Origin of the sequence: Pseudomonas bijieensis (genome assembly GCF_013347965.1) — a bacterium.
In the GTDB taxonomy this organism is placed as follows: Bacteria; Pseudomonadota; Gammaproteobacteria; order Pseudomonadales; family Pseudomonadaceae; genus Aquipseudomonas; species Aquipseudomonas bijieensis.
The window spans coordinates 6,149,464-6,175,205 of record NZ_CP048810.1; the positions used below are offsets into that span (position 1 = coordinate 6,149,464).

A 25,742-nucleotide genomic window follows, 5' to 3' on the forward strand; every position below is an offset into this window, starting at 1 on the left:
AACCGGTTGTTGCCGATATGGGCCTCGATGAAAAGGGGAAAGGCAATGGGAACACCGTACAGCGAGGAGAACACCGCCGCGTATCCGATCAATGAAGGGTTGCAGTGTGGTCAGTCGACCTATCATGCGGATTTTGGTGACGAGCCGATCAAGTCCATCAGGACGAAGGTGGCTAAAGTACAACGAGGGGAGAAGGCCAAGTTCCTGCCCAGGGTTCCGGTCAAGAAGTGACGGGGATCGTGGTAGGGGAGCTTGCTCCCACCGGGCTGCATGGCAGCCCTTTTTTTCGTTCCCAGGTTCCCGCGTGGGAATACCGCCAGGGACGCTCGGCGTTCCGATCAGAATCTTTTCTCAAGTAGCGTTTCCTTTCACGTTTCTTTCACAAGCAGGTACGTACTCTGAGCTCATCCGTTAGAAAGCAGTACCTGCCCGTTTCCCCAGCGGGCTTTTTTTTGCCTGTCATAAAATAAATCGCCGTTTCGTTGTCCAACCGTCATGGCTGACGCTGTTTGGCGTAAACTCGCGCCCGCGTGCACCGGCCATTTCTCCCCGATGCGGCATTCTTGAGGTTTCTATCATGCGTTTGACTTTGTCCACCTTGGTACTGGGGTTAGTGGTTGCCCAGGGCGCGATGGCTGCCGGCGACGGTACCGCCGCGGTCGGCGGTGGTCTGGGCGGTGTGTTAGGCAACGTAGTCGGCCAGCAGATGGGCGGCAGCACCGGTGCCGCGATTGGCGCGGGCGTCGGCGGCGCAGCCGGCAGCGCCGTGGGCGCGCGCAAGGGCAGCCGCACCGAAGCCGCCATCGGCGGTGGCCTGGGCTCGGCCGGTGGCTCGATCGTCGGTAACCGCCTGGGCGGCTCCACCGGCTCCACCATCGGTGCTGGCGTCGGCGGCGCGGCCGGCGGCGCGTTGGGCAGCAACCTGTCCAATGACAACGACGGTCACTCCGGTGGCAAGAAGCACAAGCATAAGCACAAGAGAAATCATCGTTAAGCGGATGCTTGGATGAAAAGCCCCGGCCTTGTGTCGTAATGCTGTTCATCTAGAAAAAACGGCGCTTCTTTCAGAAATGGGAAGCGCCGTTTTTTGTGGGGCTTCTTTTGACTGACGGAGCGTCGAAATCATGAGCCCAAAGCAAGGGCAACAGACAGCTCCAGCCGCTGTGCAACAGCACCACTGTCATCGCGAGCAGGCTCGCTCCCACTCAGTTTTTTGATCGTTTATAAAATCAGTGTCCGCCGCCGATCCCTGTGGGAGCTGAGCTTGCTCGCGATAGCGGTGGGTCTGCTTGCATCAATGTTGAATGTACCGCCGCCTTCGCGAGCAGGCTCGCTCCCACAGTTGGATTGGGTACACCCGCAAGAGCAGGTCGGCTATAAAACCGCCTCCCGAGCAAGCTTTGCTCCCACAGGTCCAGCTCAAACAAGATCTGATGGGTGTACACCCCCCGCAAGAGCCAGGTCGGCTCTCAGGCCGCCTCGTGGTGGGGCGTAAGCGCTTTGGTTGCTCTCGACTGGGCCGGCTTCCGGGCTTTTCGAAAGTGACCCGCCGTCAGGGCGGAACCATAAGCAGCCGTTACCGAAGAAACGGATATACACCCCCCTAAAACACCCCCAAAAAACGACAGATCAAATCCCCCGGAACGATTGCCGCCCCCCCACCTCAAATTCATACATCCATCAGCAATCGCGAGGTGTGCCATGACGCCGGAAACCGAAGGCAAGGAAGAAAAAGGCCCGACGGGCGTTCCCTTCATCAATGATCCGGGCCCCAACGACCCGGGCAATGAAGACCCCGGTTCCTTGATGGACGACGCCCAAGTGCCCTTGCTAGACGATGAAGACGCTGAACTTGAGGACGAATCCTACAAGTGAAGGCGCTCAAACGGATCGCCCGCGTTCTTTAAGCTTTAGCCGCAGGACAGGTGCGTGCACCTGCCAGGAGGTTGTATGACTGCCGATTCCCCCGTCCCCGATGACGAAGAAACCCCTGAATACCCACTGCCATCGCCCACTAACCCGCTGAGCCGCGACCAGCGTCCACCGGATGACGATTCGGGAGTGGAGCAGGTGCCCAGCGAGGATGAGGACGTCGAGGCGACCCCGGATGATCCGGACATCGCCGGTGACGATGCCTCCGGCACGCCGAGCTGATTGTCAGTTCCGCCTGTCGATCCAGTGGCACCATCGGCCCGCCACGCCTGCCAGACATCAGGTAAGGACCTTGAAAAGGAGACTCACCATGATGAAGTCCAACATGACAGCGCTGACACTCGCCGGGATTCTTTCCGTCAGTTCATTGGCCGCTTTCGCACAATCTTCGAGCAGTACGCCGCCCGTGGACAAGGGCGGGATGCCGCCTTCCTCGGAAATGGAAGCCGGCTCCAAATCCGGTGCCAATGGCAACGCCTTGCCTCCGGGCACCGTGGGGGGGGCGGCAACGGCGGCGATGCCAGCGGCAGCAGCACCAGCCCCGGCACGGGCAGCGGTTCGATGAGTGGCGGCAGTACGATGGGCGGTGCCGACGCCGGCGGCGGGACCAACGGCGGAACCGGTACCAGCGACAGCGGTGGCAGCTCGGGCGGCAGTGGCTCGGGATCGGGCGGCTCCGGTAGCTAGGGTCAATAACCGCTGCGCCGTCATCCAACACCCATCCGTTTTTGTGGCGAGGGAGCTTGCTCGCGCTGGGTTGCGAAGCGACCCCAAGATCCAACGGCCGCTACGCAGCCGAGCGGGAGCAAGCTCCCCTCGCCACGGACCCCATTCACCGATTTCCCATTGCCGGTTCCAAGCACCCTTCGTTATCCTGCTGAATCCTTTAAGGCGAACACGCTGCCCTGGCCGCACCTGAGCCATCCCTGGAATGTTGTGTTGATAACGGATCAGATGCGATGAATGCACCGCTGAAAGAGTTTGGCCCGATCAAGGCTGTGATTTTCGACATGGATGGGCTGTTGCTGGACACCGAGGGTATCTACACCGAGGTCACCTCCATCATCGCCGAACGCTATGGGCGCACCTTCGATTGGAGCGTCAAGCAGAACATCATCGGCCGCGGGGCCACGGACCTGGCCAATTACGTCGTCCAGGCGCTGGAGTTGCCGATCACTCCCCAGGAGTTTTTGGTCATCCGCGAGCCCTTGATGCGCGAGCGTTTTCCTCACGCTCTGGGAATGCCCGGCGCCGAGGAACTGGTGCGCCATCTCAAAGCCCACAACATTCCGATTGCGGTGGGTACCAGTTCGTCGAGTCCTACGTTCGCGCTGAAAACCACGCTGCACCGGGACTGGTTCGCGCTGTTCGACTGCATTGTGACGGCGGACGATCCTGAGGTCGGTGCGGCGAAACCGGCGCCGGATATCTTCCTCACCGCTGCCCGACGCCTGGGTGTAGCGCCGCGCGACTGCCTGGTGTTCGAGGATTCGCCGTTCGGTGTGACGGCCGCGAAAGCCGCCGGGATGACCGCCATTGCCATTCCGGATTCGGCCATGGCGGACGAAAAATATGCCCACGCCGATGGGATCATCCGCTCCTTGAAGATGTTCCAGCCAAGCCTTTGCGGTTTGCCGGAATTGGAGTGGGCCTGAGATAGGAAAGGGCTGCTGCGCAGCCCAGCGGGAGCAAGCTCCCTCGCCACATGGTTAGCCCGGATCAGGCGCCGAAACCACCGTCGATGGTCAGGCTGGCACCGGTGATGTAGCCGGCTTCCGGCCCTGCCAGGTAAGCGACGAAGCTGGCGATTTCATCGACGTTGCCATAGCGCCCGATGGCCATCAGCGACATCAGGCTGGAGGCGAAGTCGCTGTCGGCCGGGTTCATGTCAGTGTCCACCGGGCCGGGCTGCACGTTGTTGACGGTGATGCCGCGCGGGCCGAGGTCACGGGCCAGGCCTTTGGTCAGGCCCACCAGCGCGGATTTGCTCATGGCGTACGTAGCGCCGCCGGCGAAGGGCATGCGGTCGGCATTGGTGCTGCCGATGTTGATGACCCGGCCACCTTCGCCCATGTGCCGCGCTGCCGCTTGGGTGGCGACGAACACGCTGCGCACGTTGACGGCCAGGGTCTGGTCGAAATCTTCGAGTTTGAATTCATCCAGCGGCGCCATGGCCAGCACGCCCGCATTGTTGACCAGGATGTCCAACCGCCCAAAAGCCTCGACGGTGGCGGCGACGGCGTTACGGACGGCCTCGGCGTCGGCGCTGTCGGCCTTGATCGCCAGGGCCTTGCCGCCGGCTGCGGTGATGCTGTTCTGCAGTTCTTCAGACTTGGCGCCAGAGCTGACGTAGGTGAAGGCCACGGCGGCGCCTTCTGCTGCAAGGCGTTTGACGATGGCGGCGCCGATGCCGCGAGAACCGCCTTGGATCAAGGCGACTTTGCCGTTCAGTGCTTGGTTACTCATGATGTTCTCCAAAAAGTGCCGGGGCGAGATGCCGCGGTGATGGAGCGAGTATCAAGAAGGCGTCGTGGGCTGTGTAGACCTACATTGCTATAGTCTGTCTAAACCAAAAGTTTAGAGTGTGGCGCATGGAGACCTTTAACAGTATCGAATGCTTTGTGCGTAGCGCGGAAGTCGGCAGCTTTGCCGAAGCGGCGCGACGCTTGAGCGTGACCCCCGCAGCGGTGGGTAAAAGCGTTGCCAAGCTGGAGGCGCGCATGGGCGTACGCCTGTTCCAGCGCAGCACCCGCAGCCTGAGGCTGACCGAAGCCGGTCAGTTGTTCCTGAGGGAAGTCGGCAGCAGCTTCAACACCATCCAGAACGCCGTCGCCAACCTGGCCAGCGCCGGAGGGCAACCGGCGGGGACGCTGAAGGTGAGCATGGGCACGGCGTTCGGTCGATTGTATGTCGTGCCCTTGCTGGGAGAGTTTCTGCGGCGCTACCCGGCGATCAACCCGGACTGGCATTTCGATAACCGCCAGGTGGACCTGATCGGCCAGGGCTTCGATGCCGCCATCGGCGGCGGTTTCGAACTGCCCCAGGGCGTGGTGGCGCGCAAGTTGACGGTGGCCCATCGGGTGCTGGTTGCATCCACGGACTATCTGCAAAGCCATGCCGCCGTGACAGAACCGGAAGATCTGTCACAACACCAAGGCATCCTGATTCGTTCGCCCCAGACCGGGCGCGTCCGTTCCTGGCAACTGACCAGCCGCAGTCGAGAACACAGGCCACTGACGCTCAAGACGCGCATGACCATGAGCGATTCGGAAGCCGACTGCGCGGCGGCCGCCCAAGGCTTGGGCATCGGCCTGGTGAGCATGCCGATCGCCGTTCCCTTCCTGGAGTCCGGCGCGTTGCAGCGAGTGCTGCCGGACTGGTATGTCGATGATGGCAACATCTCCATCTACTACGCCGAGCACAAACTCTTGCCGGGCAAGACCCGGGCGTTCGTGGATTTCATCATCGAGCAGTTTGCCGCGCAGGGGCTGGCGCAGCGGTTCAGTGCGGTCTGAGCTGGGCTTGGGACCGAGTTGGCCCCAATCGCGAGCAGGCTCGCTCCGACAGAGTTGGATGTGTTCACAGACTTCTGATCACCACCCATCACCTGTGGGAGCGAGCTTGCTCGCGATTCGGGGCGCCTCGGCCCAAGGCTATGAACTCACCGCCCAAATCGCCCCGGCCAGCCAATGATGGTCTTGGGCCGAGGTGTCGCATAGGTGCGCACTTTCGACGTCGACAACCCCAGCCGCACCAGCGATTCGGCAATGGTCACCGCCGCGGTCACCCCATCGACCACCGGCACCCCGGTGCGCCGGCGGATCTGCTCATCGAGCCCGGCCATGCCGCCGCAGCCCAGGCAGATCACCTCGGCCTTGTCCTGGCTGACCGCCAGTTCGGCCTGCTGCACGATGGCTTCGACCGCCCGCTGCGGGTCTTGCTCCAGTTCCAGCACCGCCAGGCCGCTGGCCCGTACCGAGGCGCAGCGGTCGAACAGGCCGGAAAGCTTGAGCCGATCCTCGATCAGCGGCACGGTGCGGTCCAGGGTCGTGACCACCGAATAGGCATGACCGAGGAACATCGCGGTGCTGGCGCCGGCATCGGTGATGTCCACCACCGGCACGTTGAGCAGTTCCTGCAGGCCTTCACGGCCATGCTCGCCGTAGCCGGCCTGGATCACCGCGTCGAACGGCTGGTCGTAGGACATCACCCGGTCCATCACCGCGATGGCCGCCAGGTAACTTTCAAAATTGCCCTCGATGGAATCGGCACCGAAGTACGGCGTGAGCCCGACGATCTCGGTGCCCGGCGCGGCGACGGCCTGAGCCTGCCGGGCGATGGCTTGGGTGATGGATTCGGTGGTGTTGACGTTGACCACGAGAATTCGCATGAGCTGTCCTCCTTGATGTAGAAAAATAAGCGACCCGAACCTGGCGAGCCGCTGGGGCCAATTAATGACTGACGTTATCCACCGCGATGGCTTCGCCGCTGACATCTTCGTAATACGGTTGGCGTTTGGCGATGATCAGGTACAGCAACCCTGCAATCGAAGCGCCAATCAGCCAGGAAAACGGTGAAACGGCGTCAAAACCTGGCACCAGGGCCAGGACAATCGCGATCAGCGCGGCCGGAATGAACGCCGCCACCGCACGCAGGTTGACCCCATTGCTGTAGAAGTACGCACCGTTGGGGTCTTCGCTATACAGTTGCGGCACGTTGATGCGGCCTTTTCGCAGCAGCCAGTAGTCGACCATGATCACCCCGTACAGCGGCCCGAGCAGGGCGCCGAGGCCGGACAGGAAATACACGATCACCAGTGGGCTGTTGTAGAGGTTCCACGGCAGGATCAGCACGGCAATGGCGGCGCTGATCAGCCCGGCGCGGCGGAAGTTCAGGTACTTGGGCGCCAGGTTGCTGAGCACGAAGGCCGGGGCGACGAAGTTGGCCATGATGTTCACTGCCACGGTGACGATCAGGAAGGCCAGGCAGCCCAACACGAGGAAGAAGGTATTGGGGATCGAAGCGATCACCTGGGTCGGGCTTTCGATGATCTGCCCATTGATCTGGAATTGCGCACCGCAGAGCAGGATGGTGATCCCGGCGAACACCAGGATATTTACCGGCAGGCCCCAGAAATTTCCGACGACGATGGTCCGACGGCACGGCGAGGAGCGGGCGAAGTCGCAGAAATTGAGAATCAAGGTGCCGTAGATCGACAGCCACAGCGCGCCGCCGGCAAAGATGTTGCGCCACATTTCACCACCGGTCAGCGGTTCGCGGATCGACCAGGCAATGGTGGCGCCGGCCTGGGTGTACATCCAGCCGGCCAGGGCCGCGACGGTCACCAGTATCACTGGGCCGGCAAAGCCTTCGTAGCGGCGCACTGTTTCCATGCCGTAGGCCAGGATCACCAGTTGCACGAACCAGATCGCCACGAAACACACCCAGCCCAGGCTCGACAGGCCGAGGATCGAGTCGTGGTCATAGTCGGCGAAGCCGGGATGGATCGCCACCAGCAAGACGCGAAAAACCACCGACGCCAGGTAGGTCTGGATGCCGAACCAGGCAATCGCAATCACAGCCCTGATCAACGCCGGGATCTGCGCCCCGTGGATGCCGAAACTGATCCGGCTGATCACCGGAAACGGCACCCCGGTTTTCTGCCCCATGTAGCCGGACAGGTTCATGAAGCCGTACACCAGCGCCGCGCCGATCCCCAGGGACAACAAGATCTGCCAGCCGCCCAGGCCCAGGGCATAGAGGCCAATGGCGAAGGAATAGTTGGCGATGTTGTGCACGTCGTTGGTCCACAGGGCAAAGATGCTGTAGCGACCCCAGCGTCGACCTTCGGCCTTGGTCGGCGCCAGGTCTTTGTTGTGCAGCCGCGGGCTCAGGGCCAGGGGCGCTGCGGTGTGGTCATCGAGGGCAGTGGTGGAGGAGGGCAGATCCAGCGCGATGTTATTGGAGAGACTTGTACGCATTCCGGCAGGCTCCTGATTCTCGGCGCCGCGATGACTGTGCATGAGCTTGAGGCTCGACAAATCTTCGTCGCGGCGGGTGAGCATCATTGGTTACGGGGCATCTGCAGCCTGTACGGGATAGGGCGCTTCAGGCTTGCGGATCTAAAGTGTGTGTATGTTTTATAAATGTTGTATACAAAACACTTGTCGACTAAAGCCAAATTTATGCCACTTACGGATCTATCGTCCGTAGCGCTAATTTCGTTTTGTTATTGAGTCTGAATAACTAACTGAAATACCGTGATTTAAAACTGACCGTTTAAACAGGTATTTATTTTTTGGCGAACGCCAGTAGGGTTGGATGGGCAGGCGAGGCGGGAAGGTGTGTGTAACCTTTCGGGGCATAAACGATATAAGTGCACACAAAAATGCCACTTGTAGTGACATTTTTGTGTACAGGGTGAGAGGCTCAGACGGTCTTGGATTTGGCGATGATGTTCCCGGCATGCAGCCCGCATTCTTTCTGCGTGGCTTCTTCCCACCACCAGCGGCCTTCGCGCTCGTGCTGGTTTGGCAGCACCGGGCGGGTGCAGGGCTCGCAGCCGATGCTGATGAAGCCGCGTTCATGCAGGCTGTTGTAAGGCAGCTCCAGCATGCGGATGTAGCCCCAGACTTCTTCGCTGGTCATCTGCGACAGCGGGTTGAACTTGTACAGGGTGCGCTCGGGGGTGGAGAACGCCGTGTCGATTTCCAACACCGCCACCTGGCTGCGGGTGCCGGGGCTCTGGTCGCGGCGCTGGCCGGTGGCCCAGGCACGGACATCGGTCAGTTTGCGTCGCAACGGTTCGATCTTGCGGATGCCGCAGCACTCGCCATGACCATCCTTGTAGAAGCTGAACAGGCCTTTTTCCTTCACGAAGGGTTCAAGTTTCGTGTAGTCCGGCGAGACCAGTTCGATGTCGATCTTGTAGTGCTCGCGTACCTGATCGATGAAACGATAGGTTTCCGGGTGCAGGCGGCCGGTGTCGAGGCTGAACACCTTGACGTTCTTGTTCAGTTTCCAGGCCATGTCCACCAGCACCACGTCTTCGGCGCCGCTGAAAGATATCCACAGGTCATCGCCGAATTCGGCGAAGGCCAGCTTGAGGATGTCCTGCGGGGACTTGTTGGCATAGGTCGTGGCGAGTTCCACGACATCAAACGATGGGCTCATCAGGGCGGTTTCCTACAGGTCGGTGGCGCTGGGCGCTCTATATGGGGCTGATGGTAACAAAAGCTGTCGGGGCTGGCGCGTTCCTCTGCGTTGCGCGGACTTCGGCGAATGGCTAGAGTCGGCAGGCCTTTTGTTCGCTCAACCGATAAACATCAAAAAAAGTGGGAGTGTCTTGTGGAAATTGCCTGTCTCGACCTGGAAGGTGTGCTGGTCCCGGAGATCTGGATCGCCTTCGCCGAAAAAACCGGTATTGAGTCCCTCAGGGCGACCACTCGGGACATTCCCGACTATGACGTGCTGATGAAGCAACGCTTGCGTATCCTCGATGAGCACGGCCTCAAGCTCTCCGACATCCAGGAAGTCATCGCCACCCTCAAGCCGCTGGACGGCGCCATCGAATTCGTCGACTGGCTGCGCGAACGCTTTCAGGTGGTGATTCTTTCCGACACGTTCTACGAATTTTCCCAGCCGTTGATGCGCCAGTTGGGCTTCCCGACATTGCTCTGCCATCGGCTGATTACCGATGACAGTGGGCGGGTGACCGGTTATCAACTGCGTCAGAAAGATCCCAAGCGCCAGTCGGTCCTGGCTTTCAAGAGCCTGTACTACCGGGTGATTGCGGCGGGGGATTCCTACAACGACACCACGATGCTGGGTGAAGCCGATGCCGGGATTCTGTTCCATGCGCCAGAGAACGTGATCCGTGAGTTCCCGCAGTTCCCGGCGGTGCACACGTTTGCCGAGTTGAAGCAGGAATTCCTCAAGGCTTCGAACCGCAGCCTCAGTCTGTAAACCCAATCCCCTGTGGGAGCGGGCTTGCTCGCGAAGGCGGTGGTCCAGCCGGCATTGATGTCGACTGACACACTGTCATCGCGGGCAAGCCTTGCTCCCACAGACTGGCGCTATACCCCTGTGGGAGCAAGGCTTGCCCGCGAAGGCGGTGGTCCAGCCGGCATTGATGTCGACTGACACACTGTCATCGCGGGCAAGCCTTGCTCCCACAGACTGGCGCTATACCCTCTGTGGGAGCAAGGCTTGCCCGCGATGCTTTTAGAGGTTCTGCAAGGTCTCAAGCAACACCCGAACCTTGGTAATCGACTCCTGATACTCGGCCTGCCAATCCGAGTCCGCGACAATTCCGCCACCGCCCCAGCAACACACCTGCCCATCCTTGACCAGCAAACTGCGGATAGCGATGGAGCTGTCCATTTCCCCACGTACGTCCAGGTACAGCAACGAGCCGCAATACAGTCCGCGACGGGTCGGTTCGAGCTCGTCGATGATCTGCATGGCACGGATTTTCGGCGCGCCGGTGATCGAGCCACCGGGAAAGCTGCCGGCGATCAGGTCCAGGGCGTCCTTATCCACAGCCAGTTCGCCGGTCACGCTGCTGACCAGGTGATGCACGTTCGGGTAGCTTTCCAGGCTGAATAACTCCGGCACCCGCACCGAGCCGATACGGCAGGTGCGGCCCAGGTCGTTGCGCAGCAGGTCGACGATCATCAGGTTTTCCGCCCGGTCCTTGGGGCTGGCCAGCAGCTCGGCGGCGTGGGCCGCGTCTTCCGCGGGCGTTGTGCCGCGGGGCCGGGTGCCTTTGATCGGCCGGGTTTCCACCTGGCCTTCGCTGACCTTGACGAAGCGTTCGGGGGACAGGCTCAGCACCGCGCCGCCATCGGGTAGGCTCTGGAAGCCGGAAAACGGCGTCGGGCAAGCTGCGCGCAGCGCCTGGTAGGCGGCCCAGGCATCACCCTGGCAGGGCGCGCGAAAGCGCTGGGCAAAGTTGACCTGGTAGCAGTCGCCGGCCTGGATATACGCCTGGATCCGTTCGAACGCCTGTCGATAGGCCTCGGCGCTGAGGTCGGGCGTCATGGGGCCTTCAAGGCTGAACGGGAGAACGGGCGCGGTGGTCGGCTGGCTGAACAGCGCTATCAGGCGTTGGCGTTCGTCTTCGGCGCAGTGGGGGTGGAACACCAGTTGGCTGGTGCCCACCTGGTGATCGCTGATCAAGGCCCAGTCGTACACGCCAAAACGCGCATCGGGCAGTTGCAGGTCGTCCTTGGCGTGGGACGGCAGGGCTTCGAGATGTCGGCCGAAGTCGTAGCTCAAGTAGCCGATCAGGCCGCCGGCGAAGGGCAATTGCACCGTGGCCGGTAGTACCGCGTCGCCCAGTTGCGTCAGCTGAATGCGCAGGCGTTGCAGGAAATCGCTACCGCTCTCGTCGGGCAACACTGCCAGTTGCTTCAGCGGCCAGGCACTGAGCAGGTCGTAACGTCCGCGCTCGGCACTCGGCCGTCCGCTGTCGAGCATGACGCTGCCAGGAGCGTGACGGATCGCCGCGAAATACTCGGCGGGGTTGGCGCGGTAGGGCAGCGGGTGTACGGAGCAGGTTGGCATGGGCGGGGCGGGTCGGCCGTTCAGGCGGGGTGGCGATTGTAATCCCCTGTGGGATTTGCTCCTAGAGGGATGTCGGAGATGAGCACGTCTGTGGTTATTGAAGCTATTTGGGTATAAGCGCTTTGTGGCTACCAGAAGCTATCTGGGGATGAACACTTTGTGGCGAGGGAGCTTGCTCCCGCTGGGTTGCGAAGCAACCCCCAGGGCAGTTGAACGCAATCACTCCGATGCACCGCGGTGCTGGCTTTGGGGTTGCTGCGCAACCCAGCGGAGCAAGCTCCCTCGCCACAGGGTTTCATGCTCCAGCCTCTTACTCCAGTCTCCAGTCTCCAACCTTAGCCTTAGCCTTAGCCTCCAGGTTAAAGCCTCAACCCTCAACCGGCGGAATATGCCCAAACAGCTCCTGGGCAAACGCCACGCGTTCTTGCGCGGTTTCGGTAACGCCCCGGGCTTGGAGTTCTTCCAGGCGGGCCTCCACCGCGTGGGTGCGCAGGGTCAGGCCGCAGTCATTGGCGATCTGGATGTTCAGGCCCGGCCGGGCATTCAGTTCCAGGATCAGCGGCCCTTTTTCCTGGTCCAGCACCATGTCCACGCCGATGTAGCCCAGCCCGCACAGTTCATAGCAACCGGCGGCCAGTTTCATGAAACCGTCCCAGTAGGGCAGTTGCACGCCGTCCACCGCGTTGGTGGTGTCGGGGTGCTTGGTGATGATGTTGTTCAGCCAGGTGCCGCGCAGGGTCAGGCCGGTGGCGAGGTCGACGCCCACGCCGATGGCGCCCTGGTGCAGGTTGGCCTTGCCGCCGGATTGACGGGTCGGCAAGCGCAGCATGGCCATCACCGGATAGCCCATCAGCACGATGATGCGGATGTCCGGCACGCCTTCGTAGCTGATGCTCTTGAAGATCTGGTCCGGCGTCACGCGGTACTCGATCAGCGCCCGGTCACGGTGCCCGCCCAAGGAATACAGGCCGGTGAGGATGCTGGAGACATGGTGCTCGATTTCCTCATGGCTGATGATCTTGCCGGACACTGTGCGATAGCGGCCTTCGAAGCGGTCGGCGATGACGATGATGCCGTCGCCACCAGCGCCCTGGGCCGGCTTGATGACGAAGTCGGTGCGCCCGCCGATGATCTCGTCGAGCTTGTCGATTTCCTTTTCGGTGGAGATCACCCCGTACAGCTCCGGTACATGAATGCCGGCGGCGATGGCCCGTTCCTTGGTGATGATCTTGTCATCGACGATGGGGTACAGGCTGCGCTTGTTGTACTTGAGCACGTAGTCGGCATTACGCCGGTTGATGCCCATGATGCCCCGGGCTTCCAGGGCCTTCCAGGTCTTCCAGAAACCGAACATCAGGAGTCTGCCTTGAGGAAGGCCTTGAACCGGACCAGCTCGGTCAGGCGGTAGCCGCGATAACGCCCCATGGCCAGCATGAAGCCCACCAGGATCAACAGGACCGCCGGGAAGGTGAACACGAAGTACACCAGCTCCGGCACGCTCATGATCAGGTGCGCCAGGGACGCGGCGAACAAGGTGCCGATGGCGACTTTCATCGCGTGGCCGGCGCCGCGTTCTTCCCAGGTGATGGACAGGCGCTCGATGGTCATGGTCAGGATCACCATAGGGAACAGCGCCACCGACAGGCCGCGCTCCAGGCCCAGCTTATGACTGAACAGGCTGATGGCGGCGATCAGCACCACCACGAACGTCAGTACCACCGAGAGCCTCGGCAGCATCTGCAGTTTAAGGTGTTCCAGGTACGAACGCAGTGACAGGCCCAGGGTGGTGATCACCGTGAACAGGATGATCCCGAAGCCCAGTTGAGTTTCGCGGAAGGCCAGGGCGATCAGTACCGGAGTAAAGGTGCCCAGGGTTTGCAGGCCGATCAGGTTGCGCAATATCAGAATCACCAGCACGCCGATCGGGATCATCACCATGATCATGAACGTCTGCTGGGTTTGCAGCGGCAGACCGTACAGCGAGTATTCGAGAAAGTTGGCGTCGGTGTTCTCGTCCGTCAGCTTGGCCAGGCGAATGGCGTTCATTTCGCTGTTGTTCATGCTGAAGGTCACGGTGGCTTTCTTGCCGCCATCGACGGTGATCAGGTTTTCATCGCCGGTCCACCACAACAGGCGGTCGGTGGGCAGGCCCTGTTCGCCGGAGTCCGGGTTGAAATACAGCCAGTCGGTGCCGTTGAAACTGCGCAGCCACAGTTCCGGTGCCTGCGGCTGGTCGGCCACCAGGCGAATGGTATGGACCTTTTCCACCGGCACGTGGGCGATGGACAGCACCAATTCGACGATACGCGCCTTGTTGGCCGAAGAAGGATCGCCGGCCAGCAGCAGCTTGACGTTGTCGTCGTTGAGGTTGTTGACCCGCTTGATCGCTTCGCTGATGAACGTCTCGACGTCGGCCGAATGTTGGCGGATCGGTGCGAGCAGGGCTTCGGCGGCCAGTTTTTCCGGGCCTTCGACGGCGATGCTGTCGCGGAAGGTCGGGCCCTTGACCTTGGTTTTCTCGGCGCTGTAGCGCTTGGTCAGCACCAAACGGTAATAAAGGGTCTGGTTGCCCTTGGCCCGACGGGCCGACCACGTCACCTTGCGGTTACCGTCGACCCGGTTCACCGCCACACCGTAATTATTGGAGATGAAACTCTCGTTGAGACTCACGTAGTCGCGGCTCAGGGGCGGCACGAACATCTGGATCTTGACCGGATCCTTGGCGTTGGGCACGAACTCGACCTTGGCGTCGATGTTCCACAAGTCGTCGGTGGCGTCTTCGGTGACCGGGATGCCGAGCACGAAAATCTGATAGGCCGTCACCGACAGGCCCAGCACCACCAGGATGGCGATCAGCATTTTCAGATGGAGGGTAAGGGAGCGCATTGGAATTACTCTGCGGTTTGAGCGGCATTGGCGCAGGCGGGTTTGCCGGCAGCGTATTTAAGACTGGGGTCGACCAGCGCATCGAAGCGCTTGAGCGCCTCGGAACCGATCAGCAACGGGTATTGGAAGGCGCTACGGTCGGTCAGGTTCACTTCGATGCTGCGCAGGGCCGAGCCCATGCAGATGTCCAGTTCGATGACTGGACGGGCCGTGTACTTCTTGCCTTCTTCCGGGTCGTAGTCGCCGGCGCGACGCTTGATCTTGCTGACGCGGGCCAACGGACGTTCGATGGGGTGCGAGTGGGCCGCGTCGATGGCCAGGTAAAAGCGCACCCAGGATTCGCCATTGCGCTTGAAGCGCTTGATATCACGGGCGCTGAGGGAGGCGGTCTTGGCGCCGGTGTCGAGCTTGGCGGCGACCTCCAGGTCGATGCCTTGCAGGGCGGCGTATTCGTTGAGGCCGTACACGGTTTTTTCACCCGCCGCGGCAAGCCCCGGCAGGCACATGAAATAAAGAGCGGCAGATAAGGGCTTGAGTGTCATAGATCCTGGTGCGCAGCGTTCCGTTTATCGGTTCAGGCCCTGGCATTACTGCACAAGCTCCTTCAATAGCCTTCCCTATATAAAAGAGAGCGGCGAATAGCGGCGGCATTCTAGCACGGTGGTTTTCTGACGCCACCGCTGGCCGGACGCTACGAGTCTTCATGCAGAAGGGTTATCGCCAGGGCGCTTATTAGACGATTGTCGACAATGTTGATTTTTGTTTTGACGTTTACGCTGCTATTGGATAGTTTTTGCCTTATTGATTTTCAAGGTGTCGACAATATGCTCGATCAGCTCGAAACCCCGGTGATGGCCCAGGACGACTCGGAGACCCTGTCCGAGAACGTCTTCCGGCGTATCCAGGCCGCCATCGTCAAAGGCGAGATCGCCCCCGGCAGCAAGATCTCCGAGCCCGAGCTGGCGCGTACCTACGGCATCAGCCGCGGTCCGCTGCGCGAGGCGATCCATCGCCTGGAGGGCCAGCGCCTGCTGGTGCGCGTGCCTCACGTCGGCGCCCGGGTGGTGTCCTTGAGCCACGCCGAGCTGCTGGAACTCTATGAAATCCGTGAGTCCCTCGAAGGCATGGCCTGCCGTTTGGCGGCTGAGCGCATGACGTTGGAAGAAATCGACGAACTGCGCCGGGTCCTGGAGACCCACGAGCGCGATGCGGCGTTCCAGGCCGGTGTCGGCTATTACCAGCAGGAAGGCGATTTCGACTTTCATTACCGGATCATCCAGGGCAGCGGCAACCGCACCCTGACGCAAATGCTGTGCGGTGAGCTGTACCAACTGGTGCGTATGTACCGCATCCAGTTTTCCACCACGCCCAACCGTCCACGCCAGGCCTTTGCCGAGCACCATCGGATTCTCGATGCCATCGCCGACCGTGACGGCGAACTGGCTGAATTATTGATGCGCCGGCACATCGGCGCCTCCAAACGCAATATCGCGCGTCATTTCCAGGACAGCGCCGCCACTGAACGAGGTGAGTCATGAGTTCCAGCAAGAGCACGCCAGGCCAGCGTTTCCGCGATGCGGTCGCCAATGAGCATCCGCTGCAAGTGGTGGGCACAATCAACGCCAACCACGCGCTGCTGGCCAAACGCGCCGGTTTCAAGGCGATCTACCTGTCGGGTGGCGGCGTGGCGGCCGGTTCCCTCGGCGTGCCGGACCTGGGCATCACCGGCCTGGATGACGTGCTGACCGATGTGCGCCGTATCACCGACGTCTGCGACCTGCCGTTGCTGGTGGACGTGGACACCGGTTTCGGTTCCTCGGCGTTCAACGTGGCCCGTACGGTCAAATCGATGATCAAGTTCGGCGCGGCGGCCATCCATATCGAAGACCAGGTCGGCGCCAAGCGTTGCGGCCATCGTCCGAACAAGGAAATCGTCTCGCAGCAGGAGATGGTCGACCGCATCAAGGCCGCCGTCGATGCCCGCACCGATGACAGTTTTGTAATCATGGCGCGTACCGACGCCCTGGCCGTGGAAGGCTTGGAGTCGGCCCTGGACCGCGCCGCCGCGTGCATCGAGGCCGGTGCCGACATGATTTTCCCCGAAGCCATCACCGAGCTTGATATGTACAAGCTGTTCGCCAGCCGCGTGAAAGCGCCGATCCTGGCCAACATCACTGAATTCGGCGCGACCCCGCTGTACACCACCGAACAGCTGGCCGGTGCCGATGTGTCCCTGGTGCTGTACCCGCTGTCGGCGTTCCGCGCCATGAACAAGGCAGCCGAGAACGTCTACACCGCGATCCGCCGCGACGGCACGCAACAGAATGTCATCGACACCATGCAAACGCGCATGGAGCTTTATGATCGCATCGACTACCACACCTTCGAGCAGAAGCTCGATGCGTTGTTCGCGGCGAAGAAGTAAGGCGCGACTCCCCCTATAAATTCAAGAAAATGGAGACAGCAAATGGCCGAAGCAAAAGTACTCAGTGGCGCCGGGCTCCGTGGCCAGGTGGCCGGGCAAACCGCATTGTCCACCGTGGGCCAATCGGGCGCGGGCCTGACCTATCGCGGCTACGACGTTCGCGACCTGGCGGCGGACGCGCAGTTTGAAGAAGTCGCCTACCTGCTGTTGTACGGTGAGCTGCCGACCCAGGCCCAACTGGATGCCTATACGCGCAAATTGAGCCAACTGCGGGACTTGCCCCAAGCCCTGAAAGAAGTGTTGGAGCGCATTCCCGCCGACGCCCACCCGATGGACGTGATGCGCACCGGCTGCTCGTTTTTGGGCAACCTGGAACCTGAGAAGGACTTTTCCGAGCAACACGACAAGACCGATCGCTTGCTGGCCGCGTTCCCGGCGATCATGTGCTACTGGTATCGCTTCAGCCACCAAGGCCAGCGCATCGAATGCGTGACCGACGAAACTTCCATCGGCGGCCATTTCCTGCACCTGCTGCATGGCAAGCAGCCGAGCGAGTTGCACGTCAAGGTGATGAACGTCTCGCTGATCCTCTACGCCGAGCACGAGTTCAACGCCTCGACCTTCACTGCCCGGGTCTGCGCCTCCACTCTGTCGGACCTGTTTTCCTGCATCACCGCCGCCATCGGTTCGCTGCGCGGTCCGCTGCACGGCGGCGCCAACGAAGCGGCAATGGAAATGATCGAGCGTTTCAGCTCGCCGCAGGAAGCCATCGAAGGCACCCTCGGCATGCTCGCGCGCAAGGACAAGATCATGGGCTTCGGCCACGCGATCTATAAGGACAACGACCCGCGCAACGAGGTGATCAAGGGTTGGTCGAAGAAACTCGCCGACGAAGTGGGCGACACGGTGCTGTTCCCGGTCTCCGAGGCCATCGACAAGACCATGTGGGAGCAGAAGAAGCTGTTCCCCAACGCCGATTTCTACCATGCCTCGGCGTACCACTTCATGGGCATCCCGACCAAGCTGTTCACGCCGATCTTCGTCTGCTCGCGCCTGACCGGCTGGGCCGCCCACGTGTTCGAACAACGCGCCAACAACCGCATCATCCGACCGAGCGCCGAATACACCGGCGTCGAACAGCGCAAGTTCGTGCCAATCGAACGACGCTGAGCTGGAGGGTTCTAGCCGCAGGTACCGGACAAACCCAAAAACCTGTGGGAGCGAGCCTGCTCGCGATGGCGTCGGGTCAGCAGCATAAATGTTGACCGACACACCGCAATCGCGAGCAGGCTCGCTCCCACAAGAGAACAGGTTACTTCAGTCGCTGCGCCAACCCTTCTGAAACCACCGTGACCCGAGTCCTGACGATGAACACAGAATTTCGCAAACCGCTACCCGGCACTTCGCTGGATTATTTCGACGTTCGCGGGGCCGTGGAGGCCATTCGGCCCGGCGCCTACGATAGCCTGCCATACACCTCTCGCGTGCTGGCGGAAAACCTGGTGCGTCGCTGCGACCCGGCCACGCTGCGTGAATCGCTGTTGCAACTGATCGAGCGCAAGCGCGACCTGGACTTCCCCTGGTTCCCGGCGCGGGTGGTGTGCCATGACATCCTCGGCCAGACCGCGCTGGTGGACCTGGCGGGCCTGCGCGACGCCATCGCTTTGCAGGGCGGCGACCCGGCACAGGTCAACCCGGTGGTGCCGACCCAACTGATCGTCGACCACTCCCTGGCGGTGGAAAGCGCTGGTTTCGATCCCCAGGCCTTCGCCAAGAACCGCGCCATCGAAGACCGGCGCAACGAAGACCGCTTTCACTTCATCAACTGGACCAAGAAAGCCTTCAAGAACGTCGACGTGATTCCGCCGGGCAACGGGATCATGCACCAGATCAACCTGGAAAAAATGTCCCCGGTGATCCAACAGCGTGACGGCGTGGCATTTCCCGATACCTGCGTGGGCACCGACAGCCACACGCCCCACGTCGATGCTTTGGGCGTGATCGCCATCGGCGTCGGCGGCCTGGAAGCCGAAAGCGTCATGCTCGGTCGCGCTTCGTGGATGCGCCTGCCGGAAATCATCGGCGTCGAGCTGACTGGCAAACTGCAGCCGGGCATCACCGCCACGGACATGGTGCTGGCACTGACCGAATTCCTGCGCAAGCAAAAAGTCGTCGGTGCCTGGCTGGAATTTTTCGGCGAAGGTGCCAGTGCCCTGACCTTGGGCGATCGCGCGACTATCTCCAACATGGCCCCGGAATACGGCGCCACGGCGGCGATGTTCTACATCGATCAGCAAACCATCGATTACCTGAAGCTCACCGGTCGCGAAGACCAGCAGGTGCAACTGGTCGAGACCTACGCCAAGCAGACAGGCCTGTGGGCCGACACGCTCAAGGGCGCGCAATACGAGCGTGGCTTGACCTTCGATTTGTCCTCGGTGGTGCGCAACATGGCAGGCCCGAGCAACCCTCACGCCCGCGTCGCGGTGTCGGATCTGGCCGCCAAAGGTATCTCCGGCCAGTGGGACGATGTGCCCGGGCAAATGCCCGACGGCGCCGTGATCATCGCGGCCATCACCAGTTGCACCAACACCAGTAACCCGCGCAACGTGATCGCTGCCGGCCTGCTGGCGCGCAACGCCAATCGCCTGGGGCTGGCCCGCAAGCCGTGGGTCAAGTCGTCCCTGGCGCCGGGTTCGAAAACCGTGGCGCTGTACCTGGATGAAGCGGGCTTGACGTCCGAGCTCGAAAAGCTGGGCTTCGGCGTGGTGGCGTTCGCTTGCACCACTTGCAACGGCATGTCCGGTGCGCTGGACCCGGTGATCCAACAGGAAATCATCGACCGCGACCTGTACGCCACCGCCGTGTTGTCGGGCAACCGCAACTTCGACGGACGTATCCATCCGTATGCCAAGCAGGCGTTCCTTGCCTCGCCGCCACTGGTGGTCGCCTACGCGATCGCCGGGACCATCCGCTTCGACATCGAGAAAGATGTACTGGGCGTGGTGGACGGTCGGGAAATCCGCCTCAAGGACATCTGGCCGAGCGACGAAGAAATCGACGCGGTGGTCAAGGCTTCGGTGAAACCGGAGCAGTTCCGCCAGGTGTACATCCCGATGTTCGCCATCCAGGAGGACACCGGGCCGAAAGTCACGCCGCTGTACGACTGGCGTCCACAAAGCACCTACATCCGTCGCCCTCCCTACTGGGAAGGGGCGCTGGCCGGCGCGCGGCCGCTCAAGGGCATGCGTCCGCTGGCGGTGCTGCCGGACAACATCACCACTGATCACCTGTCGCCGTCCAACGCCATCATGCTGGACAGCGCCGCCGGCGAATACCTGGCGAAAATGGGCCTGCCGGAGGAGGACTTCAACTCCTACGCGACCCACCGCGGCGACCACCTGACCGCGCAACGCGCGACCTTCGCCAACCCGAAACTGTTCAACGAAATGGTCCAGGAAAACGGCAAGGTCAAGCAGGGCTCCCTGGCCCGGGTCGAGCCCGAAGGCAAGGTCATGCGCATGTGGGAAGCCATCGAAACCTACATGGAGCGCAAGCAACCGCTGATCATCATTGCCGGTGCCGACTATGGCCAGGGTTCATCCCGGGACTGGGCGGCCAAGGGCGTGCGCCTGGCGGGTGTCGAGGCGATTGCCGCCGAAGGCTTCGAGCGTATCCATCGCACCAACCTGGTGGGCATGGGCGTGTTGCCGCTGGAGTTTAAGCCTGGCACCAACCGCAAGACCTTGGGCATCGACGGCAGTGAAGTCTATGACGTGATCGGCGAGCGCACTCCGCGGGCGACGCTGACCCTGGTCATCACTCGCAAGAACGGCGAGCGTGTCGAGGTGCCGGTGACCTGCCGCCTCGACACTGCTGAAGAAGTGTCGATCTACGAAGCCGGTGGCGTGCTGCAACGCTTTGCCCAGGACTTCCTTGAATCGGCGGTTGCCGTCTAAATCACAGCTGCGGACACCTTGCGTGTCCGCTTGAGGAGCATCATGGCTCACGCAGCGCAAATCAGAATACCCGCTACCTACATGCGTGGCGGCACCAGTAAAGGCGTGTTCTTCAGCTTGCAGGACCTGCCCGAAGCGGCCCGCGTCCCCGGCCCGGCCCGGGATGCCCTGTTGCTGCGGGTGATCGGCAGCCCCGACCCGTACGAGAAGCAGATCGATGGCATGGGCGGCGCGACGTCCAGCACCAGCAAGACGGTGATCCTGTCCAAGAGCACTCGGGCCGATCACGATGTCGATTACCTGTTCGGTCAGGTGTCCATCGACAAGCCGTTCGTGGACTGGAGCGGCAACTGCGGCAACCTCTCGGCGGCGGTCGGTTCGTTCGCTATCAGCAGTGGTTTGGTGGACACCGCTCGCATCCCGAGAAACGGCGTGGCCGTGGTGCGGATCTGGCAAGCCAACATCAGCAAGACCATCATTGCCCATGTGCCGATCACCGACGGCGCGGTGCAGGAAACCGGTGACTTCGAACTCGACGGCGTGACCTTTCCGGCGGCTGAAGTGCAATTGGAATTCCTGGACCCGGCGGCCGAGGAGGAGGGCGGGGGTGGCTCGATGTTCCCCACCGGCAACCTGGTGGACGACCTTGAGGTGCCTGGCATCGGCACCTTCAAGGCGACCCTGATCAACGCCGGGATCCCGACTATTTTCATCAATGCCCGGGACGTCGGTTACACCGGCACTGAGTTGCAGGGCGCGATCAACGGCGATCCGAAGGCGCTGGCGATGTTCGAAACCATCCGTGCCCACGGCGCCTTGCGCATGGGCTTGATCAAACACCTGGACGAAGCCGCCCAGCGTCAGCACACGCCGAAAGTGGCGTTTGTCGCACCGCCGGCGGATTACATTTCATCCAGCGGAAAAGCCGTGGCGGCTGGGGATGTCGACTTGTTGGTACGTGCCCTGTCGATGGGCAAACTGCACCATGCCATGATGGGCACCGCGGCGGTCGCCATCGGCACGGCTGCAGCGATTTCCGGCACCTTGGTGAACCTGGCGGCTGGCGGTATCGAACGCAACGCCGTACGTTTCGGTCACCCGTCCGGCACCTTGCGCGTCGGTGCCGAGGCCAGCCAGGTAAATGGCGAATGGACCGTGAACAAAGCCATCATGAGCCGCAGCGCACGGGTGTTGATGGAAGGGTTTGTGCGGGTGCCAGGGGGATGTCCTGAACTGACATAAAAACCTGTGGGAGCGGGCTTGCTCGCGAAAGCGGTCAAACATTCAACATTGATGCAAGCTGATCCACCGCAATCGCGAGCAAGCTCGGCTCCACAAATTAATCTGAGATGGGTTTGAGTTCTGGGTCCACCGCAAATCCCTTGTGGGAGCGAGCCTGCTCGCGATGAGGCCGGCACAGTCAGCATTGATGTCGCCTGACACACCGCTTTCGCGAGCAAGCCCGCTCCCACAGTGGATCGCACTCCAGCAGTCAGCCCCCCTGTCAGTGCCGCGACAACCAATCCCACATTATTTTCCAGCTCTGCCACGGGGTCAGCGGCGTCGGTGCTCAGCACCAGCAAGCGGCTGCCACTCTCGGTAATGGCTGCCTTCACGGCATCCGAAGGCTGGCGATGATGCAGTACCAGCGCCACGTCGTTGTCTTTCAACATGGCGGTCAATTGCTTGAGGGCTTCGGCTGTCCAGTCGGCGTCGGGCCGGGCGTCGGTGCTGATCCCGTCGAGATTGAGTCCACTGATCAGGTAGCCGAAATGTTCGCTCAGGCTGACCACGCTCAAGTTGTCGGCACTGGCGAGCCGCTTTTCGCTGTCGGCGCTGAGTTTGAGCAGGCGTTGCTTGAGGGCCGCCAGGTTGGCATCGATTTTCGGTTTGGCCGCTGGAGCCAGGCGCACCAGGTCGGCGGCGATCACGTCGGCCATGCGTCCCAGGTTATGGCTGGCCATCCACGGCTGGCTCGCCAGGCCGTCGGCCATGCCCGGTTGCACGGCAATCCCGGGCAGGGCGCCGTCCACCGGGCGGGCGGCGTCGACTTCGACGATGCGAATATTGCTGCGGCGGGCCATGGGGTACAGCGGATCGTCCGGCCATAGCGAGCGCAGGCCGATCACCCCGTCGGCCTCGCCGGCCAGTTTGCTCAGGGCCGGTGCACCACGACCGCTGAAATAGGCGCTCTGGCGGGTGCCGGGCAGATTGGCGGGGGCGGCTCGCTCCAGGCTGACGTCGGTGCCCTTGAGCAAGGCTTCGCTCAATCCGTAGGTGACCGGCAGCGATGCCAGCAGACGCACTTTTTCGCCGGCAAATGACGAGGTGACGGCCACGCTGCACAGCGCTACGGCCAGGGTCAGTTGTCGCAATGAAAAAACCATTTATCCAAGATTCCCTTTGAGGCTGGGGACGACGCCACGGGCGACGGCGGACAGGGCGAAGGCGATGCCGGCCACCAGGATGATCGCGGCACCGGACGGGATCGGCAGGTCGAACACAATTGGCGCGAGAATCCCGCACAAGGTGCTGACGGTGGCGATCAGCACTGAACACCAGAAAAAGCCTTTCAGCGATTGGCTGAGCAGGCGCGCCGCGGCTGCCGGAATCACCAGCAACGCGCCCACCAGGATGGCGCCGATGACTTTCACCGCCGCCACGGTGATCAGCGTCACCAGCACCACGAACAAGTAGTCCAGGGTCTTGACCGCCACCCCGCGTACCGCCGCCAGTTGCGGGTTGAAGCTGGCGAGCATAATGCGGTTATAGAGCGGCAAGGCAAGGGCCATCACCAATGAGCCGACCACCGCCAGCACCAGCAGGTCATTGCCATTGACCGTCAGCACCGAGCCGAACAGGACGTTTTCCAGGATGTGCACATTGATCTTGCCGGCCAGGATCAACAGCAGGCTGGCACCCAGGGCCAGGGACACCGAGAGGAAGACGCCGATCAGCGTGTCCGGCGCCAGGCCAGTGCGGTTGCGCAGGTAATTGAGGAGGATGCCGAACAGCAGGCAATAACCGAACAGGCTGCCATAAGGCCCGGTGTAGGGTTCGCCGAGCAAGATGCCGACCGCCACGCCGGTCAGCGCCGCATGGCCCACCGCCTCGGAGAAAAACGCGAAGCGCTTGACCACCACCAGCGTGCCGAGGCCGCCCAGCACCGGGCCGATCAACAGCCCGGCCAGCAACGCATTGACCACGAACCCGTAGGCCAGTGCTTCGGGCAGGTAACCGGCCGAAGCCCAGCCCTGGACCAGCAAACGAAAGGCTTCGTAACTCATCAGGCGGCGCTCCCGTTCGTGCGTGGATGGGTGGAAAACAGCGTCAGCAAGCGCTCCGGGGTCAGGGTCTGGCGTGGCGGGCCGTCGAACAGCACCCGACGATTCAAGCCAGTGACACGGTCGGCCAGGCGCCCGACGGCTTCCAGGTCGTGTTCGATCCACAGCACGGTGATCCCGGCTTGACGCCAGTCCTGCAGCAACCGTTCGAACACCTGGATGCCAGCCTCGTCCAGGGCCGACATCGGTTCATCCAGCACCAGCAACTGCGGGGCAGGAATCAATCCCTGGGCCAGCAACACGCGCTGGCGCTCGCCGCCGGACAGCGCGCCCATGCGCCGCTTGCGTTTATCCTGCATGCCCACCCGTTCCAAAGCCTGGCCGATGGCGTCGGCGTAATGCTTGCTCAGGCCGAGGAAGGCCGGTCGTCGCTGACACATCGCCGCCATGAAATCGTCCACGGTCATGGGCAGACCTCGGTCGAACTCCAGCGCCTGGGGCACGTAGCCGATCACTCCAGGTTCGCCCGGCCATTGCAGGCTCAAGCGTCCCTGGTGCGGCATCTGCCCCAGCAAGGTCTTGATCAGCGAACTCTTGCCGCCGCCATTAGGGCCCACCAAGGCATGGATGCTGCCGGGCTTCACCTGGAATGCCACGCTGTCGAGAATGGTGGTACGGCCCAGGTTCAGACTGACATCGGCGAACTCAATGGAGGGGCCGACGTGATTCAGGGTGAGGGTTTCCGGGACGGTCATGCGCCGGACTCCTGGATCGCCCGGACCACGGTGTCGAGGTTGCCGGCCATTTCCTTTTCGTACTTCTCGGCACTGTAGTCGCCGTAGGAAATATGCGAGAGCGGGTACAATTTCACGCCTGATTCACGCTGGATGGTGTCGACGTAGGTGGACGGGAAATCCATCTCCGAGAAGATCACTTTCACGTCCAGCTCGCGCAGTTGGTCGATGGTTTTCTTTAATTGGCTGGGGCTCGGTTCGATGCCGTGGGCCGGCTCGACCACGGCGGTCACTTCCAGGCCGAATTCGCGCAACAGGTAGTCGTAGGCGGCATGCACCGTGGCGACCCGCAACTCGGCGTTGGGCGCCTGGGTCAGCTTTGCCAGGGCGGCTGCGCGCATCTGGCGCAGCCGCTTGCCGTAGGCGCGGGCATTCTGGGTGTAGGCCTTGGCGTTGTCCGGGTCGAGCTTGCCCAACTCCCGGGCGATGTTATTGACCTGGGCAATGGAGGCACTGATGGACAGGAACGTGTGCGGGTTCACGACCTTGCCTGCGCCTCGTGCGGCGGTGCCGGTGGCGGCAAGCAGGGGCACGTTTTCGTTGGCTTCGATCACCTTCACGTTCGGGGTTTCGCTGGCGGCGATCATGCGGTCGGCGAAGTCGTCGTGGCCCACGCCGTTGAGCACGATCACGTCGAGGCCGCCGATGCGCTTGATGTCTTCGGCCCGGGGCTCATAGGCGTGGGGGTTGAAACCGGCCGGGATCAGCGGCACCACCTCGGCCTTGTCGCCGACGATGTTCGCCACGTAGCTGTAATAAGGGTGCAGGGTGATGCCGATGCGCAGGCGCTTGGCCGTTTCGGCGCTGGCGTGTGGGGTGAGCAGGCAGGCCAGCAGGCCGATCAGCAGCAGGCGCAGCAAGGGGCGGCGAGGAGAGGCAATAGGCATGGGCGAAG

At 61.9% G+C, this 25,742-nt stretch carries 25 protein-coding genes and 1 pseudogene; 14 read left to right on the forward strand and 12 right to left on the reverse strand.

Annotated features, from left to right (window positions below; translation table 11 throughout):
- Window positions 1–45 precede the first annotated feature (45 nt).
- The 7 genes from GN234_RS27395 to GN234_RS27420 all read left to right on the forward strand — a co-directional run bounded on the left by GN234_RS27395 (window position 46) and on the right by GN234_RS27420 (window position 3,587).
- The gene (locus tag GN234_RS27395) at window positions 46–231 is read left to right on the forward strand and encodes a hypothetical protein (protein WP_109756482.1); all 186 of its coding nucleotides are present in this window, start codon (window positions 46–48) and stop codon (window positions 229–231) included.
- A gap of 346 nt (window positions 232–577) precedes the next feature.
- On the forward strand, window positions 578–994 hold the full coding sequence (locus GN234_RS27400) for a glycine zipper domain-containing protein (protein WP_072406201.1): 417 nt from the start codon (window positions 578–580) through the stop codon (window positions 992–994).
- Between the two features lie 707 nt (window positions 995–1,701).
- Window positions 1,702–1,875 (forward strand): hypothetical protein, encoded by a 174-nt coding sequence (locus GN234_RS27405; RefSeq protein WP_162893857.1) that lies wholly within the window; start codon window positions 1,702–1,704, stop codon window positions 1,873–1,875.
- 75 nt (window positions 1,876–1,950) lie between these two features.
- Window positions 1,951–2,154, forward strand: coding sequence for a hypothetical protein (locus GN234_RS27410; RefSeq protein WP_109756483.1), 204 nt, complete (start codon window positions 1,951–1,953; stop codon window positions 2,152–2,154).
- Between the two features lie 88 nt (window positions 2,155–2,242).
- The gene (locus GN234_RS27415; protein WP_325073107.1) at window positions 2,243–2,497 is read left to right on the forward strand and encodes a hypothetical protein; all 255 of its coding nucleotides are present in this window, start codon (window positions 2,243–2,245) and stop codon (window positions 2,495–2,497) included.
- Window positions 2,494–2,619: a hypothetical protein gene (locus GN234_RS30215; protein ID WP_325073108.1), complete on the forward strand. Its 126-nt coding sequence runs from the start codon at window positions 2,494–2,496 to the stop codon at window positions 2,617–2,619. The genes GN234_RS27415 and GN234_RS30215 overlap by 4 nt, the downstream gene beginning before the upstream one ends.
- A 272-nt stretch (window positions 2,620–2,891) precedes the next feature.
- Window positions 2,892–3,587, forward strand: a complete 696-nt coding sequence (locus GN234_RS27420) for an HAD-IA family hydrolase (RefSeq protein WP_109756485.1) — start codon at window positions 2,892–2,894, stop codon at window positions 3,585–3,587.
- A gap of 64 nt (window positions 3,588–3,651) precedes the next feature.
- Here the strand turns inward: GN234_RS27420 and GN234_RS27425 are convergent, their stop codons facing one another.
- Entirely contained in the window at window positions 3,652–4,398 is a 747-nt protein-coding gene (locus GN234_RS27425; protein WP_109756486.1) for a 3-oxoacyl-ACP reductase family protein, read from the reverse strand.
- Between the two features lie 125 nt (window positions 4,399–4,523).
- On the opposite strand from GN234_RS27425, the gene GN234_RS27430 reads away from it, so the two are divergent.
- Entirely contained in the window at window positions 4,524–5,447 is a 924-nt protein-coding gene (locus tag GN234_RS27430; RefSeq protein ID WP_109756487.1) for a LysR family transcriptional regulator, read from the forward strand.
- 146 nt (window positions 5,448–5,593) lie between these two features.
- Here GN234_RS27430 and GN234_RS27435 read toward each other — a convergent pair whose 3' ends face one another.
- From GN234_RS27435 to GN234_RS27445, 3 genes are all read right to left on the reverse strand, one after another.
- The gene (locus GN234_RS27435; protein WP_109756488.1) at window positions 5,594–6,322 is read right to left on the reverse strand and encodes an aspartate/glutamate racemase family protein; all 729 of its coding nucleotides are present in this window, start codon (window positions 6,320–6,322) and stop codon (window positions 5,594–5,596) included.
- Between the two features lie 61 nt (window positions 6,323–6,383).
- Entirely contained in the window at window positions 6,384–7,913 is a 1,530-nt protein-coding gene (locus tag GN234_RS27440; protein ID WP_109756518.1) for an NCS1 family nucleobase:cation symporter-1, read from the reverse strand.
- Window positions 7,914–8,361: 448 nt separating this feature from the next.
- Entirely contained in the window at window positions 8,362–9,105 is a 744-nt protein-coding gene (locus GN234_RS27445) for a phosphoadenylyl-sulfate reductase (RefSeq protein ID WP_063325000.1), read from the reverse strand.
- A gap of 174 nt (window positions 9,106–9,279) precedes the next feature.
- Between GN234_RS27445 and thrH the strand changes: the two genes are divergently transcribed.
- On the forward strand, window positions 9,280–9,897 hold the full coding sequence (gene thrH, locus GN234_RS27450) for a bifunctional phosphoserine phosphatase/homoserine phosphotransferase ThrH (protein ID WP_163857562.1): 618 nt from the start codon (window positions 9,280–9,282) through the stop codon (window positions 9,895–9,897).
- A 258-nt stretch (window positions 9,898–10,155) separates the two neighbouring features.
- Here the strand turns inward: thrH and pabB are convergent, their stop codons facing one another.
- The 4 genes from pabB to rloA all read right to left on the reverse strand — a co-directional run bounded on the left by pabB (window position 10,156) and on the right by rloA (window position 14,927).
- Complete coding sequence (gene pabB / locus GN234_RS27455) at window positions 10,156–11,499, reverse strand: aminodeoxychorismate synthase component I (RefSeq protein ID WP_176689353.1); 1,344 nt, start codon at window positions 11,497–11,499, stop codon at window positions 10,156–10,158.
- A 367-nt stretch (window positions 11,500–11,866) separates the two neighbouring features.
- On the reverse strand, window positions 11,867–12,853 hold the full coding sequence (locus GN234_RS27460) for an alpha-L-glutamate ligase-like protein (RefSeq protein WP_116833099.1): 987 nt from the start codon (window positions 12,851–12,853) through the stop codon (window positions 11,867–11,869).
- Window positions 12,853–14,385: an osmotic stress tolerance membrane protein RloB gene (rloB, locus tag GN234_RS27465; RefSeq protein WP_109756492.1), complete on the reverse strand. Its 1,533-nt coding sequence runs from the start codon at window positions 14,383–14,385 to the stop codon at window positions 12,853–12,855. Before rloB ends, GN234_RS27460 begins: the two co-directional genes overlap by 1 nt.
- Before the next feature lie 5 nt (window positions 14,386–14,390).
- Window positions 14,391–14,927, reverse strand: coding sequence for a retropepsin-like aspartic peptidase RloA (rloA, locus tag GN234_RS27470; RefSeq protein WP_003179569.1), 537 nt, complete (start codon window positions 14,925–14,927; stop codon window positions 14,391–14,393).
- A 282-nt stretch (window positions 14,928–15,209) separates the two neighbouring features.
- On the opposite strand from rloA, the gene GN234_RS27475 reads away from it, so the two are divergent.
- The 5 genes from GN234_RS27475 (at window position 15,210) to prpF (ending at window position 22,011) form a co-directional block, all read left to right on the forward strand.
- Window positions 15,210–15,923, forward strand: a complete 714-nt coding sequence (locus GN234_RS27475) for a GntR family transcriptional regulator (protein ID WP_003204063.1) — start codon at window positions 15,210–15,212, stop codon at window positions 15,921–15,923.
- Window positions 15,920–16,810 (forward strand): methylisocitrate lyase, encoded by an 891-nt coding sequence (gene prpB, locus GN234_RS27480; protein ID WP_109756493.1) that lies wholly within the window; start codon window positions 15,920–15,922, stop codon window positions 16,808–16,810. The genes GN234_RS27475 and prpB overlap by 4 nt, the downstream gene beginning before the upstream one ends.
- Window positions 16,811–16,852: 42 nt before the next feature.
- Complete coding sequence (gene prpC / locus GN234_RS27485) at window positions 16,853–17,980, forward strand: bifunctional 2-methylcitrate synthase/citrate synthase (RefSeq protein WP_109756494.1); 1,128 nt, start codon at window positions 16,853–16,855, stop codon at window positions 17,978–17,980.
- A gap of 197 nt (window positions 17,981–18,177) precedes the next feature.
- Window positions 18,178–20,769, forward strand: coding sequence for a Fe/S-dependent 2-methylisocitrate dehydratase AcnD (gene acnD, locus GN234_RS27490; protein ID WP_116833098.1), 2,592 nt, complete (start codon window positions 18,178–18,180; stop codon window positions 20,767–20,769).
- A 42-nt stretch (window positions 20,770–20,811) separates the two neighbouring features.
- Complete coding sequence (gene prpF / locus GN234_RS27495) at window positions 20,812–22,011, forward strand: 2-methylaconitate cis-trans isomerase PrpF (RefSeq protein WP_176689354.1); 1,200 nt, start codon at window positions 20,812–20,814, stop codon at window positions 22,009–22,011.
- A gap of 257 nt (window positions 22,012–22,268) precedes the next feature.
- Here prpF and GN234_RS27500 read toward each other — a convergent pair.
- From GN234_RS27500 to GN234_RS27515, 4 genes and pseudogenes are all read right to left on the reverse strand, one after another.
- Window positions 22,269–23,156: pseudogene (locus GN234_RS27500) on the reverse strand (metal ABC transporter solute-binding protein, Zn/Mn family); the annotation flags it as partial.
- Window positions 23,157–24,056 (reverse strand): metal ABC transporter permease, encoded by a 900-nt coding sequence (locus GN234_RS27505; protein ID WP_176689355.1) that lies wholly within the window; start codon window positions 24,054–24,056, stop codon window positions 23,157–23,159. It abuts the pseudogene before it with no gap.
- Window positions 24,056–24,808, reverse strand: coding sequence for a metal ABC transporter ATP-binding protein (locus tag GN234_RS27510; RefSeq protein WP_163857576.1), 753 nt, complete (start codon window positions 24,806–24,808; stop codon window positions 24,056–24,058). The genes GN234_RS27505 and GN234_RS27510 overlap by 1 nt, the downstream gene beginning before the upstream one ends.
- Window positions 24,805–25,734: a metal ABC transporter solute-binding protein, Zn/Mn family gene (locus tag GN234_RS27515; RefSeq protein ID WP_176689356.1), complete on the reverse strand. Its 930-nt coding sequence runs from the start codon at window positions 25,732–25,734 to the stop codon at window positions 24,805–24,807. Before GN234_RS27515 ends, GN234_RS27510 begins: the two co-directional genes overlap by 4 nt.
- Window positions 25,735–25,742 lie beyond the last annotated feature (8 nt).